15 protein-coding genes are annotated in these 19894 nt (G+C 66.2%); 6 read left to right on the top strand and 9 right to left on the bottom strand.

Annotation, left to right across the window (positions count from 1 at the left end):
- Nucleotides 1–10 precede the first annotated feature (10 nt).
- Entirely contained in the window at nt 11–2023 is a 2013-nt protein-coding gene (locus FVD38_RS03315; RefSeq protein WP_147933517.1) for a hybrid sensor histidine kinase/response regulator, read from the top strand.
- Here FVD38_RS03315 and FVD38_RS03310 read toward each other — a convergent pair.
- From FVD38_RS03310 to FVD38_RS03285, 6 genes are all read right to left on the bottom strand, one after another.
- Nucleotides 2005–2991 carry a Gfo/Idh/MocA family protein gene (locus FVD38_RS03310; RefSeq protein WP_147933516.1) on the bottom strand — a complete coding sequence of 329 codons (987 nt, stop codon included), beginning with the start codon at nt 2989–2991 and terminating at the stop codon, nt 2005–2007. The genes FVD38_RS03315 and FVD38_RS03310 overlap by 19 nt on opposite strands.
- Entirely contained in the window at nt 2988–3551 is a 564-nt protein-coding gene (locus tag FVD38_RS03305) for a heme-degrading domain-containing protein (RefSeq protein WP_147933515.1), read from the bottom strand. Before FVD38_RS03305 ends, FVD38_RS03310 begins: the two co-directional genes overlap by 4 nt.
- Nucleotides 3548–4888 carry an MFS transporter gene (locus FVD38_RS03300; RefSeq protein WP_147933514.1) on the bottom strand — a complete coding sequence of 447 codons (1341 nt, stop codon included), beginning with the start codon at nt 4886–4888 and terminating at the stop codon, nt 3548–3550. The genes FVD38_RS03305 and FVD38_RS03300 overlap by 4 nt, the downstream gene beginning before the upstream one ends.
- Nucleotides 4881–5909, bottom strand: coding sequence for a glucokinase (locus tag FVD38_RS03295; RefSeq protein ID WP_147933513.1), 1029 nt, complete (start codon nt 5907–5909; stop codon nt 4881–4883). The genes FVD38_RS03300 and FVD38_RS03295 overlap by 8 nt, the downstream gene beginning before the upstream one ends.
- Nucleotides 5910–5940: 31 nt before the next feature.
- On the bottom strand, nt 5941–7299 hold the full coding sequence (locus FVD38_RS03290; protein WP_147933512.1) for a GH1 family beta-glucosidase: 1359 nt from the start codon (nt 7297–7299) through the stop codon (nt 5941–5943).
- A 77-nt stretch (nt 7300–7376) separates the two neighbouring features.
- Nucleotides 7377–9800 (bottom strand): TonB-dependent receptor, encoded by a 2424-nt coding sequence (locus FVD38_RS03285; RefSeq protein WP_147933511.1) that lies wholly within the window; start codon nt 9798–9800, stop codon nt 7377–7379.
- A 287-nt stretch (nt 9801–10087) separates the two neighbouring features.
- On the opposite strand from FVD38_RS03285, the gene FVD38_RS03280 reads away from it, so the two are divergent.
- The 4 genes from FVD38_RS03280 (at nt 10088) to FVD38_RS03265 (ending at nt 14710) form a co-directional block, all read left to right on the top strand.
- The gene (locus FVD38_RS03280) at nt 10088–11098 is read left to right on the top strand and encodes a LacI family DNA-binding transcriptional regulator (RefSeq protein ID WP_229493383.1); all 1011 of its coding nucleotides are present in this window, start codon (nt 10088–10090) and stop codon (nt 11096–11098) included.
- Between the two features lie 221 nt (nt 11099–11319).
- Complete coding sequence (locus FVD38_RS03275) at nt 11320–11745, top strand: organic hydroperoxide resistance protein (RefSeq protein WP_147933509.1); 426 nt, start codon at nt 11320–11322, stop codon at nt 11743–11745.
- Nucleotides 11746–11960: 215 nt separating this feature from the next.
- Nucleotides 11961–12986 carry an alpha/beta hydrolase gene (locus FVD38_RS03270; RefSeq protein ID WP_147933508.1) on the top strand — a complete coding sequence of 342 codons (1026 nt, stop codon included), beginning with the start codon at nt 11961–11963 and terminating at the stop codon, nt 12984–12986.
- Between the two features lie 563 nt (nt 12987–13549).
- A complete protein-coding gene (locus tag FVD38_RS03265) occupies nt 13550–14710 on the top strand; it encodes an MFS transporter (RefSeq protein WP_147933507.1) in 1161 nt (386 codons plus the stop codon).
- 76 nt (nt 14711–14786) lie between these two features.
- On the opposite strand, the gene FVD38_RS03260 is transcribed toward FVD38_RS03265, so the two are convergent.
- The 3 genes from FVD38_RS03260 to FVD38_RS03250 form a co-directional block, all read right to left on the bottom strand.
- Complete coding sequence (locus FVD38_RS03260) at nt 14787–15611, bottom strand: AraC family transcriptional regulator (protein ID WP_147933506.1); 825 nt, start codon at nt 15609–15611, stop codon at nt 14787–14789.
- Between the two features lie 343 nt (nt 15612–15954).
- On the bottom strand, nt 15955–17007 hold the full coding sequence (locus FVD38_RS03255; RefSeq protein WP_147933505.1) for a glycosyltransferase family 9 protein: 1053 nt from the start codon (nt 17005–17007) through the stop codon (nt 15955–15957).
- 162 nt (nt 17008–17169) lie between these two features.
- Entirely contained in the window at nt 17170–18828 is a 1659-nt protein-coding gene (locus tag FVD38_RS03250; RefSeq protein WP_147933504.1) for a carbamoyltransferase C-terminal domain-containing protein, read from the bottom strand.
- A 241-nt stretch (nt 18829–19069) separates the two neighbouring features.
- On the opposite strand from FVD38_RS03250, the gene nudC reads away from it, so the two are divergent.
- Nucleotides 19070–19891 carry an NAD(+) diphosphatase gene (nudC, locus tag FVD38_RS03245; RefSeq protein ID WP_147933503.1) on the top strand — a complete coding sequence of 274 codons (822 nt, stop codon included), beginning with the start codon at nt 19070–19072 and terminating at the stop codon, nt 19889–19891.
- Nucleotides 19892–19894 lie beyond the last annotated feature (3 nt).

The raw sequence follows: 19894 nt of genomic DNA, 5'->3' as shown, positions 1-19894 counted from the left end.
TCACCAGCCCATGAGGACTTCTTTCTCCCTGCCTCCCGTTGCAGCAGGCGCCGCACTCGCCTGCCTGCTGCTTGCGATCGTCACGCTCGCGGGCTGGGGCCTGCATTCGGCATCGCTGATCGGCGCGGCGAGCGGCAGCCCGCAGATGTACCCGGTGACCGCGGCCGGTTTCGTGTGCGCCGCCGCCAGCGTGCTGCTGCAATTGCACCCGGTGCGTCCGATCGCACGCGCCGGTCGCGTGTCGGCCCTGCTGGCCGTGGCGATCGGGGTGGGTAGCGCGGCGATGCGTCTCTCGGGATGGGCGCCGGCGCCGCTGTCGTTCGGCCTGGGCGGCGCGTCCAACGCATGGAGCCTGCCGGCGCCGCTGACCGCCGGCCTGCTCGTCGTGCTCGGCGCCAGCCTGGCCCTGGTGGGCGTGCGGCGCACGGTCGGCATCGCCCAGGCGCTGGCCGCCAGCGTGCTGCTGTTCGCGCTATTGACCATCGCCGGCTTCGCCGCCGAAGACACCATCCTGTACCAGCTGCTGCCGGGACGCGGCACCTCGCTGCGCACCGCGCTGGCCTTCATGCTGGCCGCCACCGGAGTGCTGGCGCTGCGTCCGGACCGGGGCATGATGGTGGCGCTGGCCAGTTCCACGCCCAGCAGCCGCACGTTGCGCCGGCTGATCGTGCCGCTGGTGCTGGCCCCGATCGCGCTGGGCATGGTCGCCACCGCCGCGGTGCGCACGGCCGACCCGGCCATCGACCTGACCACCATGATCTGGCTGTTCGTGTGGGGCTTGCTGGTGATCCTGATCGCCGTGGTGTGGCGCTTCGCCTACCAGCTGTACCGCCAGGACCGGATCCGCGGCATGGCCGAGCGCGAACGCAACGAGGCGCTGCAGGCGCTGCGCCTGGCGGACGAGCGCAAGAACGAATTCCTGGCCATGCTGGCGCATGAGCTGAGAAATCCGCTGGCGCCGATCAGCACTGCCGCGAGCCTGCTCAGGAGCGTGTATGCGAGCGATCCCGACCGGGTGCGGCGCACCAGCGACATCATCGCGCGCCAGGTCGACCACATGGTGCACCTGATCGACGACCTGCTCGACGTGTCGCGCGTCACGCGCGGCATGATCGAACTGAAGCGCGAGCGGGTCGACCTGCGTCAGGTGGTCGGCGCCGCGCTGGAGCAGGTGCAGCCCTTGCTCGACGCCAGGCGCCAGCGCCTTCGTACCGGGCTGCCTGATAGCGGGGTGCTGGTCGAGGGCGACGCCAAGCGCCTGATCCAGGTGCTGGCCAACCTGGTCAACAATGCGGCGAAATACACGCCCGAGGAAGGCAATGTGCACGTGTCCTTGCGGATCGAGGGTGCTCAAGCGGTACTGGCGGTGCGCGACGAAGGCATCGGCATCGCCCCCGACCTGCTGCCGGACATTTTCGGCCTGTTCACCCAGGCCCGGCGCACGCCGGATCGGGCCGAGGGCGGGCTGGGCCTGGGGCTGGCGCTGGTGCGCAACCTGGTCGAGCTGCACGGTGGGCGCGTGCGCGCCGACAGCGCCGGACCGGGCCAGGGCAGCACGTTCACCGTGACACTGCCGCGCGTAGAAGACGCATCCGCTGTCGTATCCGCTTCCGCGCCCACGGCGCCGGCGCGGCGTGCGCGCGGCGCGCGCACATCGAGCGTGCTGGTGGTGGACGACAACGCCGATTCCGCGGCCTCGCTGGCGCTGCTGCTGGAGGCCCAGGGTTACGGGGTGGACGTCGAACATGCCCCGGCGCCGGCCTTGCGGCGCGTGCTGGAAGAGCCTCCGGACGCCTGCATCCTCGACATCGGCCTGCCCGATATGGACGGCCGCGAACTGGCGCGCCGCATCCGCGCGGGGCTGGGAGAACGCACGCCGCTCCTGATCGCGCTGACCGGCTACGGCAGCGACGCCGACCGCCAGGCCGCGCTGGACGCCGGCTTCGACCATTACCTGGTCAAGCCGGCCAATATCCAGCAGCTCGAAGCGCTGCTGGCCAGGTCTCAGGCGTCGCTCGGATAGCGCAGACCGATCTGCCTGCGGATCGTATCGAGCAGGTCCATGATCGCCAGCGTATCGTCGTGGGTCATGTCGGGATGCTCGAGCAGGCCGTCGCGCAGGCACTGGCCGGCGGCGATCGCCTCGTGGGTGTAGCCGTTGCCGAGCCAGGGCGTGGAGATCGTGCGCGAGGGGCCGTCCAGCAGGTCGACCGTGACGCTTTCGGTCATGTGGAACATGCGGTGCATGCGCACGCTGCCGCGCGTGCCGGACACCACCAGCTCGCTCGGCGCGCGCGCCCGCAGCGAGCAGCTGCAGATCGACAGGGTGCCGCCCGCGTGGCGCATCGTGAAGGCCGTGGTGAGATCGACACCGGTCTCGCCCATGACGGCCTGCGCCTGCACGGTCTCGACCCGGCCCAGCAGGGCGCAGGCGATCGACAGCGGATAGATGCCCAGGTCGAGCAGGGCGCCGCCGCCCAGGGTCGGATCGTTGACGCGGTGGGCTGGATCGGGCGTGGCCGAAAAGCCGAAGTCGGCGTGCAGCTGGGTCACGGCGCCGATCTCGCCGGAGGCGATGATGCGCCTGACTTCGGCCAGGGCCGGCATGAAGCGGGTCCACATCGCCTCCATCAGGAACAGGCTTTTCGCCCGGGCCAGCGCCACGACCTCGCCCGCTTCGCGCCGGTTCATCGCGAACGGCTTCTCGCACAGCACCGCCTTGCCGCCGCGCAGGGCGAGCAGGGCGTTGGCCGCATGCATCGGGTGTGGCGTGGCGATGTAGACGATGTCGACCTCGGGCGAAGCGGCCAGCTCCTCGTAGCTGTTGAACGCCAGGGGCACGTCGAACTGCTGTGCGAAGGCCTGCGCGCCTTCGCTGCTGCGCGAGGCGACCGCGGCCAGCACGGCGTCGGGCGTGGCACGCAGCCCTTGTGCGAAATCGCGGGCGATGCGCCCGGTGCCGAGGATGCCCCAGCGGATGGTGCGGGTCATGGCTGTTCTCCGATATGCAGATGGTCTTTCAGCGCGGCCACTACCAGCGCGTGGTCGTCGGCGCCGGGCAGTCCCGACGCCGTGACCGTGCCGACCGCGCCGCGGCCGCGCACCACGATCGGGTAGGCGCCGCCGTGGGCCGCGTAGTCGCGCATGTCGAGGCCGGGCAACTTGTCATGGTCGCCGCCGGCCTGGCGCACTTCGTTGTGGGTGTAGAAGGAGCTGTGGCCGGTGCGCCTGACCAGGTTGTTCTTGCGCCGGATCCAGTCGGCGTGGTCGGGCGAGGCGCCCGGCGTCGCATGCGCGAACAGGACTGTGTCGCCTTGTTTTATCTCGAGCGTCACCGGCCGGCTGGCGCTCTTGGCCCGCGCGACCAGCGCGGCGCCGAGGGCGGCGGCGGTGTCCTTGTCGAAGCGGTCGAACTGGAGCTGTCGTTCTTCCTGCAGCAGGGCGTCGAGTGACATGGTGGTGTTCATGGCGGATGAAGGTGGAGCTTGTTGCGCCGTGGCCGCGGCCGCGGACAGCAGCAGGCAGGTAGCAAACCGGGCATGACGCTTCATGCCGGCACCGTCTTGCCCTCGGCATCGAGGTCCGGCTCCGCCTTCGGCTGGCTGCCGTCGTCGTGGTAGAACGGCGCGAACCAGGTGGCCAGGAAGGAGGGAATCGTGGCGACCATCACCAGCACGAAGTAGCCGACGTAACCCATCATCTCTTGCAGGTGGCCGCTGATCACGCCGGTGACCATGCCGCACAGGCCCATCAGGCCGGTGCCGAAGGCATAGTGGGTGGTGGTGTACTTGCCCGGCGCGAGCTGCTGCATCAGGTAGATCATGAAGCCGACGGCGCCGAAGCCGAAGAAGAATTTTTCGATCGCGACGCCGAGCGTGATCAGTACCAGGCTCGATGGCATGGTGAGCGCCAGCACCAGGAAGGCCACGTTCGGGATGTTGATCGCGCAGCACAGCACGAACAGCGTCGCCTTCAGGCCGCGTTTGGCGACATATAGCCCGCCGAGCAGCGAGCCGACCAGCACTGCGGCCAGGCCGTAGGTGCCGTAGATCAGGCCCAGCATTTCGTTCGACAGGCCCAGGCCGCCCTTCGAGGCGGGATCGACCATGAAGAAGGGGCCGATCTTTTCCAGCAGGCCCACGCTGAAGCGGAACAGGAAGGCAAAGGCGATCATGCGCCACACGCCGCGCTTCTGGAACAGGGTGACGAAGGCGTCGAGCAGGATGCGGCCGGCGTCTTTCACCGAGGATGGCGTGTCGGCCGCACGCGCGCCTTGCGGCATGGTGCGCCAGTGCCACAGCGCCATCAACAGGGTCAGGCCGCCGACCAGCAGGAAGATGATGCGCCAGGCGTCGATCCAGTCCGGTCCGAACACGGTGGGATCGTGGCCGAAGACGTGCGTGTGCAGGTAGCCGGAGAGGTACACCATGCCGCCGGCGGCCACGATCGGGCCGATATTCCAGGACAGGCTCTGGATGCCGCAGTACAGCGATTGCGCGCGGGCGTCGAGCGAGGTGACGTAGACGCCGTCGCTGGCGATGTCCTGCGTCGCGCCGATGAACGACAGGGCGAAGAAGATCGCCATCAAAAAGGTCATGTAGCCGGGCAGCTCCATCAGCAGCGCGACCCCGGCGAAGCCGGCGCCGATCGCCACCTGCGCGCACAGCACGAAGAACTTCTTGGTGCGGTACATTTCGACGAAGGGCGCGAACAGCGGCTTGACGGTGTAGGCCAGGATCAGCAGGCTCGAATACTGGGCGGCGCGGCCGTTGTCCATGCCCAGGTTCTTGAACATGATGGCGGTGACGCTGGTGAGCATCACGTAGCCGAGCGCCATCGTGAAGTAGCCGGTCGGAACCCATAGCAGCGGCGAGGCGATCTTACGCATGGGCGGCCTCCGTGCTCGTGCTCGTGCGTGGCGCTGTTGCATGGATCCAGGCCAGGTGGTCCGACAGGATCGCCGAGGCGCCCTGCAGGGCCGGATAGGGCGCCGTGATCAGCCAGGTGGGGATGCGCGCGGTGAATTCGCTGAAGCGGCCCTTGCGCTCGAAGCGCGGTCGGAACGGCGAGGCGACGAAATAGGCGCCCAGGCGCGGCACGACGCCGCCGCCGATATAGATGCCGCCGCGCGTGCCGAGGGTCACCGCCAGGTTGGCCGCCACCGTGCCCAGCATGCCGCAGAAGCAGTCGATCGCTTCCAGCGACAGGGCGTCGCCGCCGGACAGGCCGCGCGTCACGATGTCGGACGGCGACAGGTCCTTGTCCGGCGCCATGCCGCGGCTCATGGCCAGCGCCTCGCGGATCAGCACCAGGCCGGGGCCGGAGACAAAGCGCTCGGCCGAGACGTGGTCGTAGCGCTGCCAGGCATGGCGCAGCACGGTCACCTCGCGCTCGTCGAGCGGGGAAAAGGCGACGTGACCACCCTCGCTATTGAGGGGAATCCAGCGCTCACCGCTCGGGACCAGCCCCGAGACACCGAGGCCGGTGCCGGCGCCGACCAGGCCGATGGTGCTGCCTGAAAGCGCCGTACCACCGCCGATCTGCGCCAGGTCGCCCGGCCGCAGTGCCGGCAGCGACATGGCCAGCGCCGTGAAATCGTTCACCACCAGCAGCGTCTCCAGGCCCAGCGCACGGCGCGCCGCCTCGATCGAGAACGCCCAGTGGTGGTTCGTCATGCGAATGGCGTCGCCGTCCACCGGATTGGCGATCGCGATCACTGCGTGGCTAACCTTCGCATTGGCGCCCGCGAGGTAGAAGCGCACCGCGTCTTCGAAGCGGGCATGGTCGGCGCAGGCCAGCGTTTGCACGGCCCGGATGGCGCCCGGCGCCAGCTCGAGCGCGAAGCGCGCGTTGGTGCCACCGATGTCGGCCAGCAGGCGCGGGCCGTCGGGGTAGGTGTTCGTTTGCATGTCTCCTCCTTGTCGCTCTTTTTTGTGGCGATCAAGTCTTGATGCGGTTTGCCCTGTTACGGGCCGCAATGAATTCGCGATACCACAGCGCGCTGTCCTTCAGGGTGCGCTGCTGGGTCGCATAATCCACGTGCACGATGCCGAAGCGCTTGGCGTAGCCCGAATTCCACTCGAAGTTGTCGAGCAGGCTCCAGAGGAAGTAGCCGCGCACGTCGACGCCGGCATCCATCGCCTCCTTGAGTGCGGCCAGGTGGCTGCGCACGTAGGCGATGCGTGCCGGATCGTGGACACGGCCGTTCTCGACCAGGTCGGGATTGGCCATGCCGTTCTCGGTAATGTACACCGGCGGCAGGTCGGGGTATTCAGCTTTTAATTTAATAAGCAGTTCGGGCAGGCCTTCGGGGAAGATCTCCCAGCCCATGTCGGTCACGCCGTGGCGTGCCGGCGGCGGCACCGGCGGGGTGGCGGCGCTGCACCAGCTGCGGAAATAATAGTTCGAGCCGAGGAAGTCGATCTTTTGCTTGATGATGTCGAAGTCGCCGTCGCGAACCTGCGGCGCGTTGGCGCCATGGCCGCGCAGGGCGAGTTCCGGATAGTGGCCCTTGAAGATCGGGTCCATGAACCACTGCACCGAGCGCGCATACTCGAATTCGGCCATGGCGCGATCGGCCTCGGAACCGGTGGCGGGATCGGCGGTCCACTGATTGAGCACGATGCCGAGTTGCGCCGCGCCGCCCACCTCGCGCATGGCGCGCATGGCCAGGCCGTGCGACAGCAGCAGGTGGTGCGAGACCTGGATCGACTGCTTCAGGTCGACCACGCCCGGCGCGAACTGGGCGTTGCCGTAGCCGAGGTTGGCCGTGCACCAGGGTTCGTTATGGGTGGCGATCGCCTCGATGCGGTTGCCGAAGCGGCGCGCCACTTCATGCGCGTAGTCGGCGAAGCGGTGCGCGGTGTCGCGATTCATCCAGCCGCCGTCGTCCTGCAAGCCTTGCGGCAGGTCCCAGTGGTACAGCGTGGCGTGCGGGCGGATGCCCCTGTCGAGCAGCTCGTCGAGCAGGCGGTCGTAGAAGCCGAAGCCTGCCTCGTTCCAGGCGCCCTTGCCGTCCGGCTGGACGCGGGCCCAGGCCATCGAGAAGCGGTAGGCGTCCACCCCCAGCGAGGCCATGATCTCGACGTCTTCGCGGTAGCGGTGGTAGTGGTCGCAGGCGACGGTGCCGTCGCTGCCATCCTTGATGTTCGCCTTGTCCTTGCAGAAGGTGTCCCAGATCGACGGGCCCTTGCCGTCGACGTCGTGGGCGCCTTCGATCTGGAAGGAACTGGTGGCCACGCCCCAGGTGAAGTCGGATGGGAAGTCGTTGTTGAAGTCGAAGTTGGGGCTCTTGGTCATGGAACTCTCGAATCTGGAACAAATCCACGTGAAAAACAAAAAAGCAGGCCCGGTGAACGGGCCTGCCGTGCTGCGGCTTAGAAATCGAAGCCGGTGTTGATGCCGACGGTGCGTGGCGGCTTGTACTGCGCCAGCCACGGACCGAAGCCGTTGAAGGCGCTGGTCTTGATCTTCTTGTCGCTCACGTTGCGTACGAAGGCGTCGACCCACCATTTGTCTTTCGCATAGCGCAGGCCGAGGTCGGCGCTGGCATAGGCCTTCTGGCGGTCTTCCTCACCCAGGTCGAACACGCTCAGGCGAACGTCATCCTCGTAGCGCGCCGTGATGCGCGGCACGATGGTGCCGCCGTTGGCCAGGTAGAAGGTGTGCTGGTACTGGACCGTGGTCGAGAACTTGGGCGCGTGCGGCAGCTTGTGGCCGGTGACCTCGAGGCAGTTCGAGATGCGCGGATCGACCGTGCAGGGTGGCAGCGCGTAGTCGTTGGAACCGGCGATCAGGCGACCGAGCTTGGTGTCGAGCACCGCCAGCGCGATCGATAGGCGGCCGTCCTTGGCAACGCGGGCCGCGATCTCGGTCTCAAGGCCGTACACCTCGGCGCCCTCGGCGTTCTCGATAGCCAGGCCGCGGCTGCCGTCAGCAAAGCTGACCGGCGAATTGAACTGGAAGTCCTTGAAGTCCATGTAGAACAACGCGTTGTTGATGCGCAGGGCGCCGTCCATGAAGGTGCTCTTGGAGCCGATCTCGTAGTTGGTCAGGGTCTCTGGTTGATATGGCAGGCCGCGGTCCTGCACGCCGCCCGACTTGTAGCCCGTCGACACGCTGGCATAGACCATATTGTTGCGGTCGATGTCGTAGTTCAGGCGTACCAGGCCGGTGGCCTTGTTGTCGCTGTAGCGGCCGTCGTTCGGCACGCCTTCGACGTAGCCGTTGGCCGGGTCGCGCGGGTCGATGTGCGGGTTGAGCGGCAGCTGCGGCGAGGCTGGATCATAGCCCCAGGTATAGCCGCGGCCACCGATGTGGACGCGCTTGTCGTGGGTGTAGCGCACGCCGCCGGTCAGGTGCCAGGCGTCGTTGATGTTCCAGGTGGCCTGGCCGAACACGGCCGAGGTGTCCACGGTCTGCTCCGGCTGGATGAAGGAACCCTGCCAGTTGACGGCGCCGTCCGGCGTGCCTTTCATGCCGGCGATGTCGAAGCGGATATCGTTCTTCTCGTGGCCATAGTAGGCGCCCACCTGCCAGTCGATGGTGCGGGTGCCGGTCGATTGCAGCAGCACCTCGTGGCTGTAGCTGCGGTAGTTGGAGTCGACCGTGGTGTGTTCCTGGAAGATGCCGCCGGTGGTGATCGAGGTCGGGACCACCGTGCCGCCATCCTGGTCGAAGCGCATGTCGCCGCTGTACTTGGACCAGCCGGCCACGTATTGCAGCGCCATGTCGGGGCTGATGTCCCAGCTCAGGCGGCTGCGCACATTGTGGCTGTCGCGGTTGATCCAGGGCGCGCTGTCCGACAGCGTCGACCAGTGTTTCTCGCCGGCGCGCGGGACTTGCATCAGGTTGGCGCTCGGGGTGCCGCGATCGATGAATTTTTCGTAGGCGATGTCCCAGCGCAGGTTGGGCGCCAGTTGCCACAGCAGCGACAGACGCGCCGCGCTCTGGTCTTGGGCGCTGTACTTGTCGCCGCCCGACACGAACTGGTTCGGATTGATCGGACGGAACGCCGCCGGGTCGGCGCCCGAGGCCAGGTAGGCGGCGCGCTGCGACTCGACCGACGGGTTCTTGAAGCGCTGGTAGTCGACGTAGCCGTCATGGCGCTCGTGCACCACGGCGAAACGCAGCGCCGCATTGTCGGCGATCGGGATGTTGATCGCGCCGCGCGCGCCCAGGCGGTTGTAGTCGCCGATGCCGCCTTCGACATAGCCCGAGCGGCTGTTCAGTTCCGGCTTGACGGTCTGGATGTTGACTGCACCGACGGTGGAGTTGCGGCCCCACAGCGTGCCTTGCGGACCGCGCAGCACCTCGATGCCCTCGACATCGAACAGCAGGGCGGTGGCGCCTTCGGCGCGCGGCGAATAGACGTTGTCGACGAAGGTCGCAACCGCAGGATCTGCGTACTCGGTCTTGGCGCTGTCGTTGCCGATGCCGCGCAGGGTCATGGTGGTGACGCCATGGTCGCCCTGGGCCGTGGCCTGGAAGCCCGGCACCAGCGCCACCACGTCGAGCATGGTCTGCACGTGGTTGTCCTGCAGGGTGGCGGCATTGAGCGCGGTGACCGCGATCGGGGTGCGCTGCAGCGAGGTCGAACGCTTGGTGGCGGTGACCTTCACCTCGGCGATCTGGCCGTTGTCGACGACGGCGGGCGGCGTGGCGGCGGCAGGGGATGCCGGATCGGACGCGGTCTGCGCCTGGGCGCTGCCGATACCGGCCAGCAGGGTCAGGATGGCGAGGCGGATGGGGGTGGACGACGAGGTGCGCACTGCGGCCCCCGCGGGCGTAGTCTTGGTCATTGCTTGTCTCCGAGTATTGTTTTATGGGGTAAATCGAGGCGCTAAGAGCGCTAACACATGAATTGATGAGAAATCGATTTCATCAATTCTGAAAACGGTTTCATAGTAGTTTCGTCCGTAAAAAAATGTCAATTAGAATTTGTGAATACGCTTGTCGGGTTTGTTGCATCTCAACGACGGACGTCTTATGAAAGATTTTCATGATGTCGCTCTTTCTATCCTTTCCGGGTGAGTATCGGTGATATACTTCAAGCAACTATCTGCCTTAAATGGGTCCGGAACGCTTCATGAAAAACGTCGAGAGCAGCACCAGCACCCTGTACCAGGTCGCCAGCGCTGCCGGCGTCTCTCCCGCCACGGTCTCGCGCTTCCTGAACGGCACCGCCAAGGTGTCCGAGGAAAAGCGGCGCACCATCGAGCGCGTCATCGATGAACTGAACTACCGGCCGAACCGTCTGGCGCAAAGTCTCAAGATCGGCAGCACCCGCACCATCGGCGTGCTGACCCAGTCGCTCGAGAGCGGCTACTTCAACCGCGCCATGGTCGGCATCGAGGATGCGATGAAGGCGGCCGGCTATGCGCTGCTGATCATGAGCGGGCACTGGCATGCCGACGAAGAAGCCGAGCGGGTCGAACTCCTGATCGGGCGCCGCGTCGACGGCGTGGCCATCCTGACCGGCAATATGAGCGACCAGCAGATCCTCGATTTCTCGAAGCGGGTGCCGATCGTCGCCTTCGGACGCGACGTCCAGGGCGCACGCACCCACGGCTTTTGCCTCGACAACTACCGCGGCGCCTGCGAGGCGGTCGAATACCTGATCGCGCAAGGCCATCGCCGCATCGCCCATATCACCGGCCCGGACGACCACCGCGATGCGCGCGCGCGCCTGGCCGGCTATCACGACACCCTGGCCAAGCACCGGATCGAGGCCGATCCGCGGCTGGTGGTGGCGGGCGACTTCAGCGAGTCCGGCGGCTTGCTGGCGCTGAACGGGCTGCTGGCCGCCAACCTGCGCTTCACCGCGATCTTCGCGGCCAACGACCTGACGGCATATGGCGCACGGCTGGCCCTGTACCGGCGCAATATCCGGGTGCCTGAAGACATCTCCCTGGTCGGCTTCGACGACCTGGAAAGCTCGATGTATACGACGCCTCCGTTGACCACGGTGCGCCAGCCGCTGTACGACGCCGGGATCGGCATCGGACGCCGCATGCTGGCGATGCTGGCGCACGAGCAGCCGGAAGGCGAGGTACCGCAACTGAGCCTGATTGTCAGGGAATCCGTCAGATTGCTGTGAGCCCCATGCGGGCACTCAGTTACATCTGGTAACACATCGGCAAACAAAATCGTTTGCAATTAAATCGCGAGCTATGTAACATGCTTTCCATGGCAGCGCCGAACGGACAGATAAACGGGTCGGCGGGCCAAGGCAGCAAACCATTTAAATAGTGCGCTATTAAATAGCGATTTAATGAAAACAGGCGGTAAGTGCCGCCGACCAAGACAAGGAGTCTCATCATGGCAATCGAACAAGTCCTGTACCGTGCAAGCGCCAAAGCCTCGGGTGGCCGCGAAGGCCGCGCCGTTTCCTCGGACGGCGTGCTGGACGTGAAATTGACCACCCCGAAAGAACTGGGCGGCGCTGGCCTGGAAGGCACGAACCCGGAACAGCTGTTCGCGGCCGGCTACTCGGCCTGCTTCCTGGGCGCCATGAAATTCGTCGCCGCCCGCGACAAGCTGAAAATCTCGCCGGACGTGTCGGTGGAAGGCACCGTCGGCATCGGCGCGATCCCGACCGGCTTCGGCATCGAAGTCACCCTGAAGATCAGCCTGCCAGGCGTGCCGGCCGATGAAGCGCAAACCCTGGTCGACCGCGCCCACATCGTCTGCCCTTACTCGAACGCGACCCGCGGCAACATCGACGTGACCCTGCAATTGGTGTGATGTACCGCTCCCCCGGGCAACCGGGGGACACGGAACCATGTGAATACGCAAGTAGCCAGAATGAATAGGTAGTGTGCGATTTAATCGTGAATATAATCACTAGTCTACCGCCACCACTGAATGATCCGTTTATGCAATCAAGGCCCGCGGCGCGCTGCTAATGTGGCAGACGGCCCCCGCCCGATCCAATCGAACCCAACAAGAAAGGAAGCACCATGAACACCTTGAGCAAAGCCCTCGTCGCCGCCTCCCTGGCCCTGACCTATGGCGCCGCCGCAGCCGCCGACATCCAGCCCACCGTGGAACGTCGTACCGCCGAATTCCTGAAGGCGCTCAACTCCGGCGGCGGCAAGCCGATCGAGCAACTGTCGCCGGCGGACGCCCGCAAGGTGCTGGAAGGCGCGCAAAAAAGCGTCAAGGTCAACCTGCCGGCGGCCGACGTCTCGGACAAGGTGATCACCGTCGACGGCAAGCAGATCAAGCTGAAGATCGTGCGTCCGGCCGGCGTCAAGGGTGTGCTTCCCGCCTTCATGTTCGTCCACGGTGGCGGCTGGGTGCTGGGCGACTATCCGACCCACGAGCGCCTGGTGCGCGACGTGGTCGAGAGCTCGGGTGCGGTGGCGGTGTTCGTCGACTATACCCGCTCGCCGGAAGCCGGCTACGGCGTGGCGATCGACGAGATCTATGCCGCGACCAAGTGGGTGGCGGAGCATGGCAAGGAACTGAATATCGACGGCAGCCGCCTGGCGGTAGCGGGTAATAGCGTCGGCGGCAATATGGCGGCCGCGCTGACCCTGATGGCCAAGGACAAGGGCGGACCGAAACTGCGCTACCAGGTGCTGATGTGGCCGGTGACCGATGCCAACTTCGAGACCGGTTCGTACAAGCAGTTTGCGGATGGTCACTTCTTGAGCCGCAATATGATGAAGTGGTTCTGGGACAGCTATACGAAGGATGCCGCCAAGCGCAAGGAAATCTATGCCTCGCCGCTGCAAGCCACCCTGCCGCAACTGAAGGGCCTGCCGCCGGCGCTGATCCAGGTCGCCGAAAACGACGTGCTGCGTGACGAAGGCGAAGCTTATGGCCGCAAGCTGGATCAGGCCGGCGTCGACGTGACCGTCACCCGCTACAACGGCATGATCCACGACTTCGGCCTGCTCAACCCGCTGGCCACCGTGCCGGGCGTCCGTTCGCAAGTGCTGCAGGCCGGCACCGAACTGAAGAAACACCTGGCAAAGTAAGATTGCTCCCTGTTTGGGCCGCCTGAGGGCGGCCCTTTTTTTTTCTGGGCGCCGTTATCGATCGGTGTCATCGGTGCGAGTGGATTTAACAATTGAGGAAATGGTTTCGTGGCTGGCGCAGGCAAATGAAAAGTAATGGGAAATCATGAACATGGCCTGGTCTCTGCGGCGCCTGACTTGATCCGATGGCATGTCACTTTGCCCAAAGAACAGACTACTTTTGGACGAAAATGCTGCTTCGCAGCAATTTGGCGAATCGGTGCAGTGTCCGGCAGCCTCAGCAATAAATGGTTACATCTGCCGCTAAATTCCAACTTCTCCCTCCGCAAATCATGCTGAGCTGACATGAATTCGTATGTGTCCAGCAAGTAAGTTGTCATATTTGCGTCAGCGCAATACAACGGCGCGAAATATTTTTCCGCACGGAAAAGAAAAGCGAAAAAAGGTGTTTAGAATTGCCGTCCATCAGATTCCTGACGTAAATATTTCAGACGCGTCCGGACTGTAAAAAGCACTCTAGCAATTACTTTACACCTCAAGAAATTTAACAATTCGCCGCTTCCATGCAAACCACTGTTTCTGTTCCACGTCGTTCTTCTTTCGTACTCGTACAAGCCCAGCTGTTTTCGCTGCCGGTCGTGTTTGCCCTGTTCGGTCTGATCATGGGTTCGTGGGCCGGCCGCATCCCGGCCCTGGCCGCCGGCGTCAACGTCTCGCACGCGGCGCTGTCGATGGTGCTGCTGTGCGGCGGCCTCGGCGCCGTGATCTCGTACCCGATTTCGTCCTTCCTGATGGCCCGCTTCGGCGCGCGCAAGACCATCATGATCGCGGGCCTGGCCCTGCTGTGCGTGCTGGTGTCGATCGGCATGGCGCCGGACGTGTCGCGCCTGATGATGGCGGTCCTGATGCTGGGCATCACGGCCAGCACCTTCGACGTCGCCATGAACTCGGCCGCCGCCCGCCGCGAAAAAGAGAGTGGCAAGTCGGAAATGTCGCGCTTGCACGGCCTGTGCTGTGCCGGCGGCCTGGTCGGCGCCACCCTCGGCAGCCTGATGGCCAGCATGAAGATCGCCCCCGCCACCCACTTCCTGATGCTGGCCGGTCCGCTGGCCGTGGTGCTGTGGCTCGCCGTCAACCTGCTGGAAGCGGATGAAGTTGGTGAGAAGGTCGAGAAGAAGAAGTTCGCACTGCCGCGCGGTCCGCTGGTCCTTCTGGGTCTGCTGGGCTTCTTCGGCTCGATGGCCGAAGGCAGCATCGCCGACTGGAGCGGCGTGTTCCTGAAAGAGCATTTCGGTGCGTCGGACGGCCTGGCGCCGCTGGCACTGTCGTCGTTCTCGCTGATGATGCTGATGTCGCGCATGGTCGGCGACAAGATGAAGGAACGCTACGGCGCCAAGCGCCTGGTGACCCTGGGCGCGCTGGTCGCGGCATCGGGCCTGTTCTTCGCGGTGCTGGCGCCGAACGCCTACGTCGCCCTGGGCGGCTTCGCGATCGCCGGCGTCGGCCTGGCCCTGGTGTTCCCGTTCGTGTTCAGCGCCGCCGGTGCGCAAGGCCCGGCTGCCCTGGCGGCAGTGGCCAGCATGGCCTATAGCGGTAGCCTGATGGGTCCGCCGGCAATCGGCGCCGTCGCCCACTTCGTCGGTATGCAGGCAGCCATCGCCTACGTCGGCGGCCTGTCGCTGGTGATCGCGATGGTGGCGTGCCGTACCCGCCTGCTGAAGTAAGCAAGATGGCGGCCTCGACGGCCGCCTCGTAGTAGTTCGACGCAGACGCATCCGCAAGGATCGTCTGCGTTTTTTATTAGTTGGCCGCCTGCTTGAGCCACTCGCGCGGCGAGGCGCCCATCATCGTGGTGAAGGCGCGGGTGAACGTGGAGGGGCTGGTATAGCCGGTGCGGCTGCTGACCTGCTTGACCGGCATGCCCTGGCGCAGCAGGCGGCTGCCGACGCCGATGCGCCAGCGGGTGAGGTATTCGCCCGGCGGGATGCCCATTACGTCGCGGAAGCGTTCGGTGAAGGCGGCGCGCGACATGCAGGCGACCTGGGCCAGCGACTGCAGGCTCCAGGGTTCGTGCGGACGCTCGTGGATGGCGGCCAGCGCCAGCGACAACTGGCGGTCGGACAGCCCGGCCAGCAAGCCCACCGACAGCCTGCCACTGTCGAACTCGCGACGGATGACCTGGATCAGAAGGACGTCGCACAGGCGGTCCAGGATCACTTCGCGTCCCGGTTCGCTGCGGGCGGCCTCTTCGAAGAGCAGGTCGAGCGTGGAGTGCAGTCCGGCGATCTCGCTCAGCGGCAATACCAGGCATTGCGGCAGGATGCGCGCCAGTGGATTGCTCATCCCGTCCTGGAACACGATGTGTGCGCACAGCAGGTCGGCGCTGTGGCCCGGACGCACCTGCAGCCGGTGGCTGGCGCCACGGGGATAGAACAGCAGGGTCGGCTCGGTGATGCGGGTCACGGTCCCGTCGTCATGGAAGAAATCCACGGGGCCGGCCCGCACCACGTGCAACTGGCCGGATACGCCGTCTTCCGTGAATTGATTGGCATCGCAAAACGTCCCGTTGTAGAAGATGCGGGCATTGAACGAGTGGCGGCCGACCAGTGATGACAGTTTGTCCATGACGATAAGGATGTCGAATTGATCCAGGTATTCTGGACGAAAAAATAGTTTGCCGCGTGGGAATTGGTGAGATTTAGGATGCGGATACAACGCTTTGTGACATCCGTGACGTTTCGCACGTGTTTCTCGACAAAGGAGGGACTCCGCTGACGCCGGCTTTGTCGCGGGCGTGCTGGACTGCGTGGAAATCCCTATAGCGGTGGCAACATACCTTGGAAACCCGGTGCGTAGTAATGGCTAGCTGTACATCACCGGTTCATAGCCTGTTCACCATTATCGATGAACAGTCGCGGTGGCCAGCCGATGGCGGCGGCGGTTTCTCGCGGACGCGGGCCGCGGTCGCTCACCAGTAAGGCCACATCCCCGCTGCCCGTTGCCTGCTGGGTTCGGCGCCCGTGAGCAAGGTGCGCGCGTGCTGCAGCACGACGGTGGCGCGCTCGGCCCCGGGATCCCAGATGCAGCGGTGACGCAGGCGGTCGAGCGGCGCCCAGCGGGCGATGTCGGCCTTGCTGAAGATGACCACGCTGTTCAGCCCCAGCCCGGCCGCGATGTGCGACACCCCGGTGTCGTTGCAGATCAGCAGGCGCGCGCGGCTCATCAGGGCCGCCATGGCGCCGATCGAGATCGGGGCGGCCGCGATGATGGCGGGCGCATGCATGCGATCGGCGACCGCCTGCGCGAGCGGCGCCTCGTCTGCCGATTCGGTCAGGACGATGCGCATGCCGAATTCGTCGGCAAGCCGGTCGGCCACCCTGGCGAAGCGTTCCGGCGGCCAGCAGGTGTCGCGCTGGCGCGCTCCCGGGTGCACGCAGATATAGGTGCCCGGCTCGAGCCCCTCCGCCAGTCCGCTGGCGGCAAGCTCGTCCTCGTCTTCGCGCAGGATCGGGAACTCCAGGTGCGTGCCGGCCACCGGCGCCCCGAGCTGGCCAACCAGGTGCAGCAGGCGTTCCGGCTCGGCGCCCGTCTCCGGGTAGGGGACGAGGACGGTCTTTTCGGTGGCCAGGGGCTTGCCGCGGGAGTGGCCCGCCATCGCGGCAGCTCCGAAACCGGAAACGATGTGGTTCGCGATGTCGCCGCTGCCGTGCAGCTGCACCGCCAGGGTGAATTCGCGCGCGCACACCGTGGCATAGAACGGGGGCAGGTCGTCGTGGTGCACGGTTTGCTCGGGCAGCAGGGGATGGCCTGGAAACGGCAGGAATTCATCGAGGTAGGCGCTGAAACGGTGGACGAACTGCGCCGCCCAGGGCAGGCCGACCAGGGCAATCCGGGCCTTGGGCAAGGCGGTGCGCAGGGCGCGCAGGGCCGGAACCGCGCACAGCATGTCGCCAAGATGCAGCGCGCGGAACACCACGACAGACTGGACCGGGAGACGATGCAGCAAAGGTCGCCGGAGCATGGTTTTCTCCTCTCACTATCGTTTTTCATCGTCGCGAATTCTTGTCGTTCGCCGATGTTCCATCTTGTTACGCTACCTACGCCGGCCCATGCCGCTCGCGCGAAGGAAGGTCTTGCCAGTGGCGGTCGAGGTGGCAGGCCGCCAGCACCTGGTAGCCGCGGATCATGCCGGCAGCCCGGGTTCGTGGCGCTTCATGACGAGGTAGGGCGGCATGGCCAGGCCGTGCAGGGGCAGGCGCCGGAAGATGGCGACGGCCTCTTGCGGCGTCTCGACCAAGGGCTCATGCCTGTCGCTCAAGGAGGCGTTGAGCAGCACCGGCACCCCGGTACGCACTTCGAAGCCGGCCAGCAGGGCGCGCAGCACCGGATCGTCGCTGGGCCCGACCGTTTGCAGGCGCGCGCTGCCGTCGACGTGGGTGACCGCCGCCAGCAGCGGCATCACGCTGCTGCGCACCGGGAACGCGAACTGCATGAAGGGCGATGGCGCCCCCAGGTCGAAGTACTGGGATGCGCGCTCTTCGGCCACCATGGGGGAGAAGGGGCGGAACCACTCGCGTTCCTTGACGCGCACATTGATCCAGTCGCGCATGCGTTCGCGGCGCGGATCGGCCAGGATGCTGCGGTGGCCCAGCCCGCGCGGGCCGAATTCGCTGCGGCCCTGGTACAGGGCGACGACCCGCCCCGAACAGAGCAGGTCGAGCATGCGCGCGCACAGGGCGTCGCGCCCGCGCGGATGCTCGACGATCAGGTCGCTCGCACCATCGAGCGCCGCCTCGATGTCGGCCAGCTGGGGCGCCGGACCGAGATAGTCGTGGGTCCAGCGAAAGTCGACGCTGCGGCCGGCCAGTTCGAGCAGGCCGTGGATGGCGCAGCCGAGGGCGGCGCCGGCCGCGCCCGGCGCCGGCGGCACGAACACGCGCCGGAACGGGCCTTCGCGCAGCAGGCGCGCATTGGCCGCGCCATTGAGGGCGGCGCCGCCGGTGAGGCACAGGTCGTCCAGGCCGGTGCGCCCGTGCAGCCAGTGGGCCAGCGCCAGCAGCGCTTCTTCGAAGGCGCGCTGGCCGGCCGCCGCCAGGTTGGCGCAGTCGGTGAAACTGGCCTTGGGCGAGCCGAAGCGGAAACGCTCGGCGTTGTCGAGCAGAACGGGCCAGGCTTGCGGAATGGTGACCTGCATGCCGTCGACCCCGAGGTGCGGCAGGCCGAGCGCGTGCGGATCGCCGTAGGGCGCCAGGTCGGCCACCTTGCCCTCGTTGCCCTGGCCCGGGAACAGCGCCTGGGTGAGCCTGGCGTAGAACATGCCGAGCCCGGCCGCATGCCGGTCGCCGTCCCCGCCCAGTTGCCGGCCGATGCAGGCGATGCGCTCGCGGTCGACGCGATGGCAAGAGGCGACTTCGCGCCGCCCGTCCGCCCCCGGGCTACCCCGGCCCCCTACGACCATCACCGCCGCCTCGCGGAAGGGAGACGGGTGGAAAGCGCCGACCACCTGCGCCAGGTGCTGCGGAATGCTGGCGCGGCGCGCGCCGCGGGCGAAGGAGAGCGTGCTGTCGCCGTTGCTGCCGGCTTCCTCGCTGGCTATTTCGTTGGCAACCCCGTTGGCGACCCCGCCGGACGCATGGCATTCGACCAGTACGTCGAGCGGCCGCTCGAGCCCGGACAGGCGGGGCAGGTAGAACGCGCCCATGTCGCCCGGTTCTCCCGGGTGGTGCTTGTGGCGCGTGAGGCGCTCTTTCTGGATTGCCCATTGCACGTGTGAGCCGTGCATGAGGCAGACGCTCGCATGCCGGCGGCGGTTTATGCCGAGCACAACGGGGGTATCGTCCATCGTCTTCTCCTGGTTAGCGCAGCGGCAGGTCAGTGGGTCGAACACCGGGGGCGAATGCCGGTGTCGTATGCCGGAATGAAAGCGGCGGGCAGCATGCGGTGGTCAGCCATTCTTTGAGCGCGACCGTTCAGGATTAGTTCGCGGCCACGCGGCGAATTCGGCCCGCCGCGCCAGGCCGGCGCCTGTACGTTGCCGGGAAAGGCGGTATCATCATTGGATCCTGGCCACCATCCTTTCGACCATGCTCCAGACTCCCGCCTCCTTCACGCCGCTGTTCGCGCCGCATCCCGACCCGGAACCCTTGAACTTCATTTTCCATAAGGGACAGCTCCTGGTGCGCGAAGACGGGCCGGCATTGCCGGACGCGGCGGCGCTGGAGCGCATGGGGGTGGCGCCCGCCACGCTGCAGCCGCTGGGCTTGCTGGACGGGCGCTATTGCCAGGCCGGCTGGTTCGACCTGGAACCCGCGCTGCCGTCGGGCCATGCCTGGCGCGGCCTGCGCGCGCTGTTCGGGGTGATCGACGAGGCGCTGGTGGGCGTCGCGGGACGCGCGGCGCAAGTGGCCGAGTGGGCGCGCACCCACCGCTTCTGCGGCGTGTGCGGCAGCGGCACCGTGCTGGCCGTCGGCGAGCGCTGCTTCAAGTGCGTCAATTGCGGCCATATGGCCTATCCGCGCATCTCGCCGGCCATGATGGTGCTGATCCACAAGGGTGACTCGGTGCTGCTGGCCAAGCACCTGCAGCATGCGACACAGCGCTTCGTGCCGCTGGCCGGTTTCCTGGAAGCGGGCGAGTCGATCGAGGAAGCGATCCACCGCGAGGTGTTCGAAGAGGTGGGCCTGCGCGTGCACAATCTGCGCTACTTCGCCAGCCAGTCGTGGCCGTTCCCGCATTCGCTGATGCTGGCCTTCACGGCCGACTACCTCGAGGGCGAGATCCGGGTCGATACCAGCGAGATCGCCGAGGCGCGCTGGTTCGGGCCAGATGACGAATGGCCGGAACGGGTGCCGCAGATGTCGATCTCGAGCGTCCTGGTGGACGCCCATCGCCCGCCCGGCCGTTAAAGA

Origin of the sequence: Massilia arenae (assembly GCF_008014745.1) — a bacterium.
In the GTDB taxonomy this organism is placed as follows: domain Bacteria; phylum Pseudomonadota; class Gammaproteobacteria; order Burkholderiales; family Burkholderiaceae_D; genus Telluria; species Telluria arenae.
This window is presented reverse-complemented; position numbering and strand designations above follow the sequence as displayed.

Excerpts from the sequence above, each read along its gene's own strand:
- FVD38_RS03310 (WP_147933516.1), bottom strand. The coding sequence starts at position 2,991 with ATGACCCGCACCATCCGCTGGGGCATCCTCGGCACCGGGCGCATCGCC.
- FVD38_RS03250 (WP_147933504.1), bottom strand. The coding sequence starts at position 18,828 with ATGGACGATACCCCCGTTGTGCTCGGCATAAACCGCCGCCGGCATGCG.
- FVD38_RS03315 (WP_147933517.1), top strand. The coding sequence starts at position 11 with ATGAGGACTTCTTTCTCCCTGCCTCCCGTTGCAGCAGGCGCCGCACTC.
- FVD38_RS03300 (WP_147933514.1), bottom strand. The coding sequence starts at position 4,888 with ATGCGTAAGATCGCCTCGCCGCTGCTATGGGTTCCGACCGGCTACTTC.
- FVD38_RS03290 (WP_147933512.1), bottom strand. The coding sequence starts at position 7,299 with ATGACCAAGAGCCCCAACTTCGACTTCAACAACGACTTCCCATCCGAC.
- FVD38_RS03285 (WP_147933511.1), bottom strand. The coding sequence starts at position 9,800 with ATGACCAAGACTACGCCCGCGGGGGCCGCAGTGCGCACCTCGTCGTCC.
- FVD38_RS03265 (WP_147933507.1), top strand. The coding sequence starts at position 13,550 with ATGCAAACCACTGTTTCTGTTCCACGTCGTTCTTCTTTCGTACTCGTA.
- FVD38_RS03305 (WP_147933515.1), bottom strand. The coding sequence starts at position 3,551 with ATGAAGCGTCATGCCCGGTTTGCTACCTGCCTGCTGCTGTCCGCGGCC.
- FVD38_RS03295 (WP_147933513.1), bottom strand. The coding sequence starts at position 5,909 with ATGCAAACGAACACCTACCCCGACGGCCCGCGCCTGCTGGCCGACATC.
- FVD38_RS03255 (WP_147933505.1), bottom strand. The coding sequence starts at position 17,007 with ATGCTCCGGCGACCTTTGCTGCATCGTCTCCCGGTCCAGTCTGTCGTG.
- FVD38_RS03270 (WP_147933508.1), top strand. The coding sequence starts at position 11,961 with ATGAACACCTTGAGCAAAGCCCTCGTCGCCGCCTCCCTGGCCCTGACC.
- FVD38_RS03275 (WP_147933509.1), top strand. The coding sequence starts at position 11,320 with ATGGCAATCGAACAAGTCCTGTACCGTGCAAGCGCCAAAGCCTCGGGT.
- FVD38_RS03260 (WP_147933506.1), bottom strand. The coding sequence starts at position 15,611 with ATGGACAAACTGTCATCACTGGTCGGCCGCCACTCGTTCAATGCCCGC.
- nudC (WP_147933503.1), top strand. The coding sequence starts at position 19,070 with ATGCTCCAGACTCCCGCCTCCTTCACGCCGCTGTTCGCGCCGCATCCC.
- FVD38_RS03280 (WP_229493383.1), top strand. The coding sequence starts at position 10,088 with ATGAAAAACGTCGAGAGCAGCACCAGCACCCTGTACCAGGTCGCCAGC.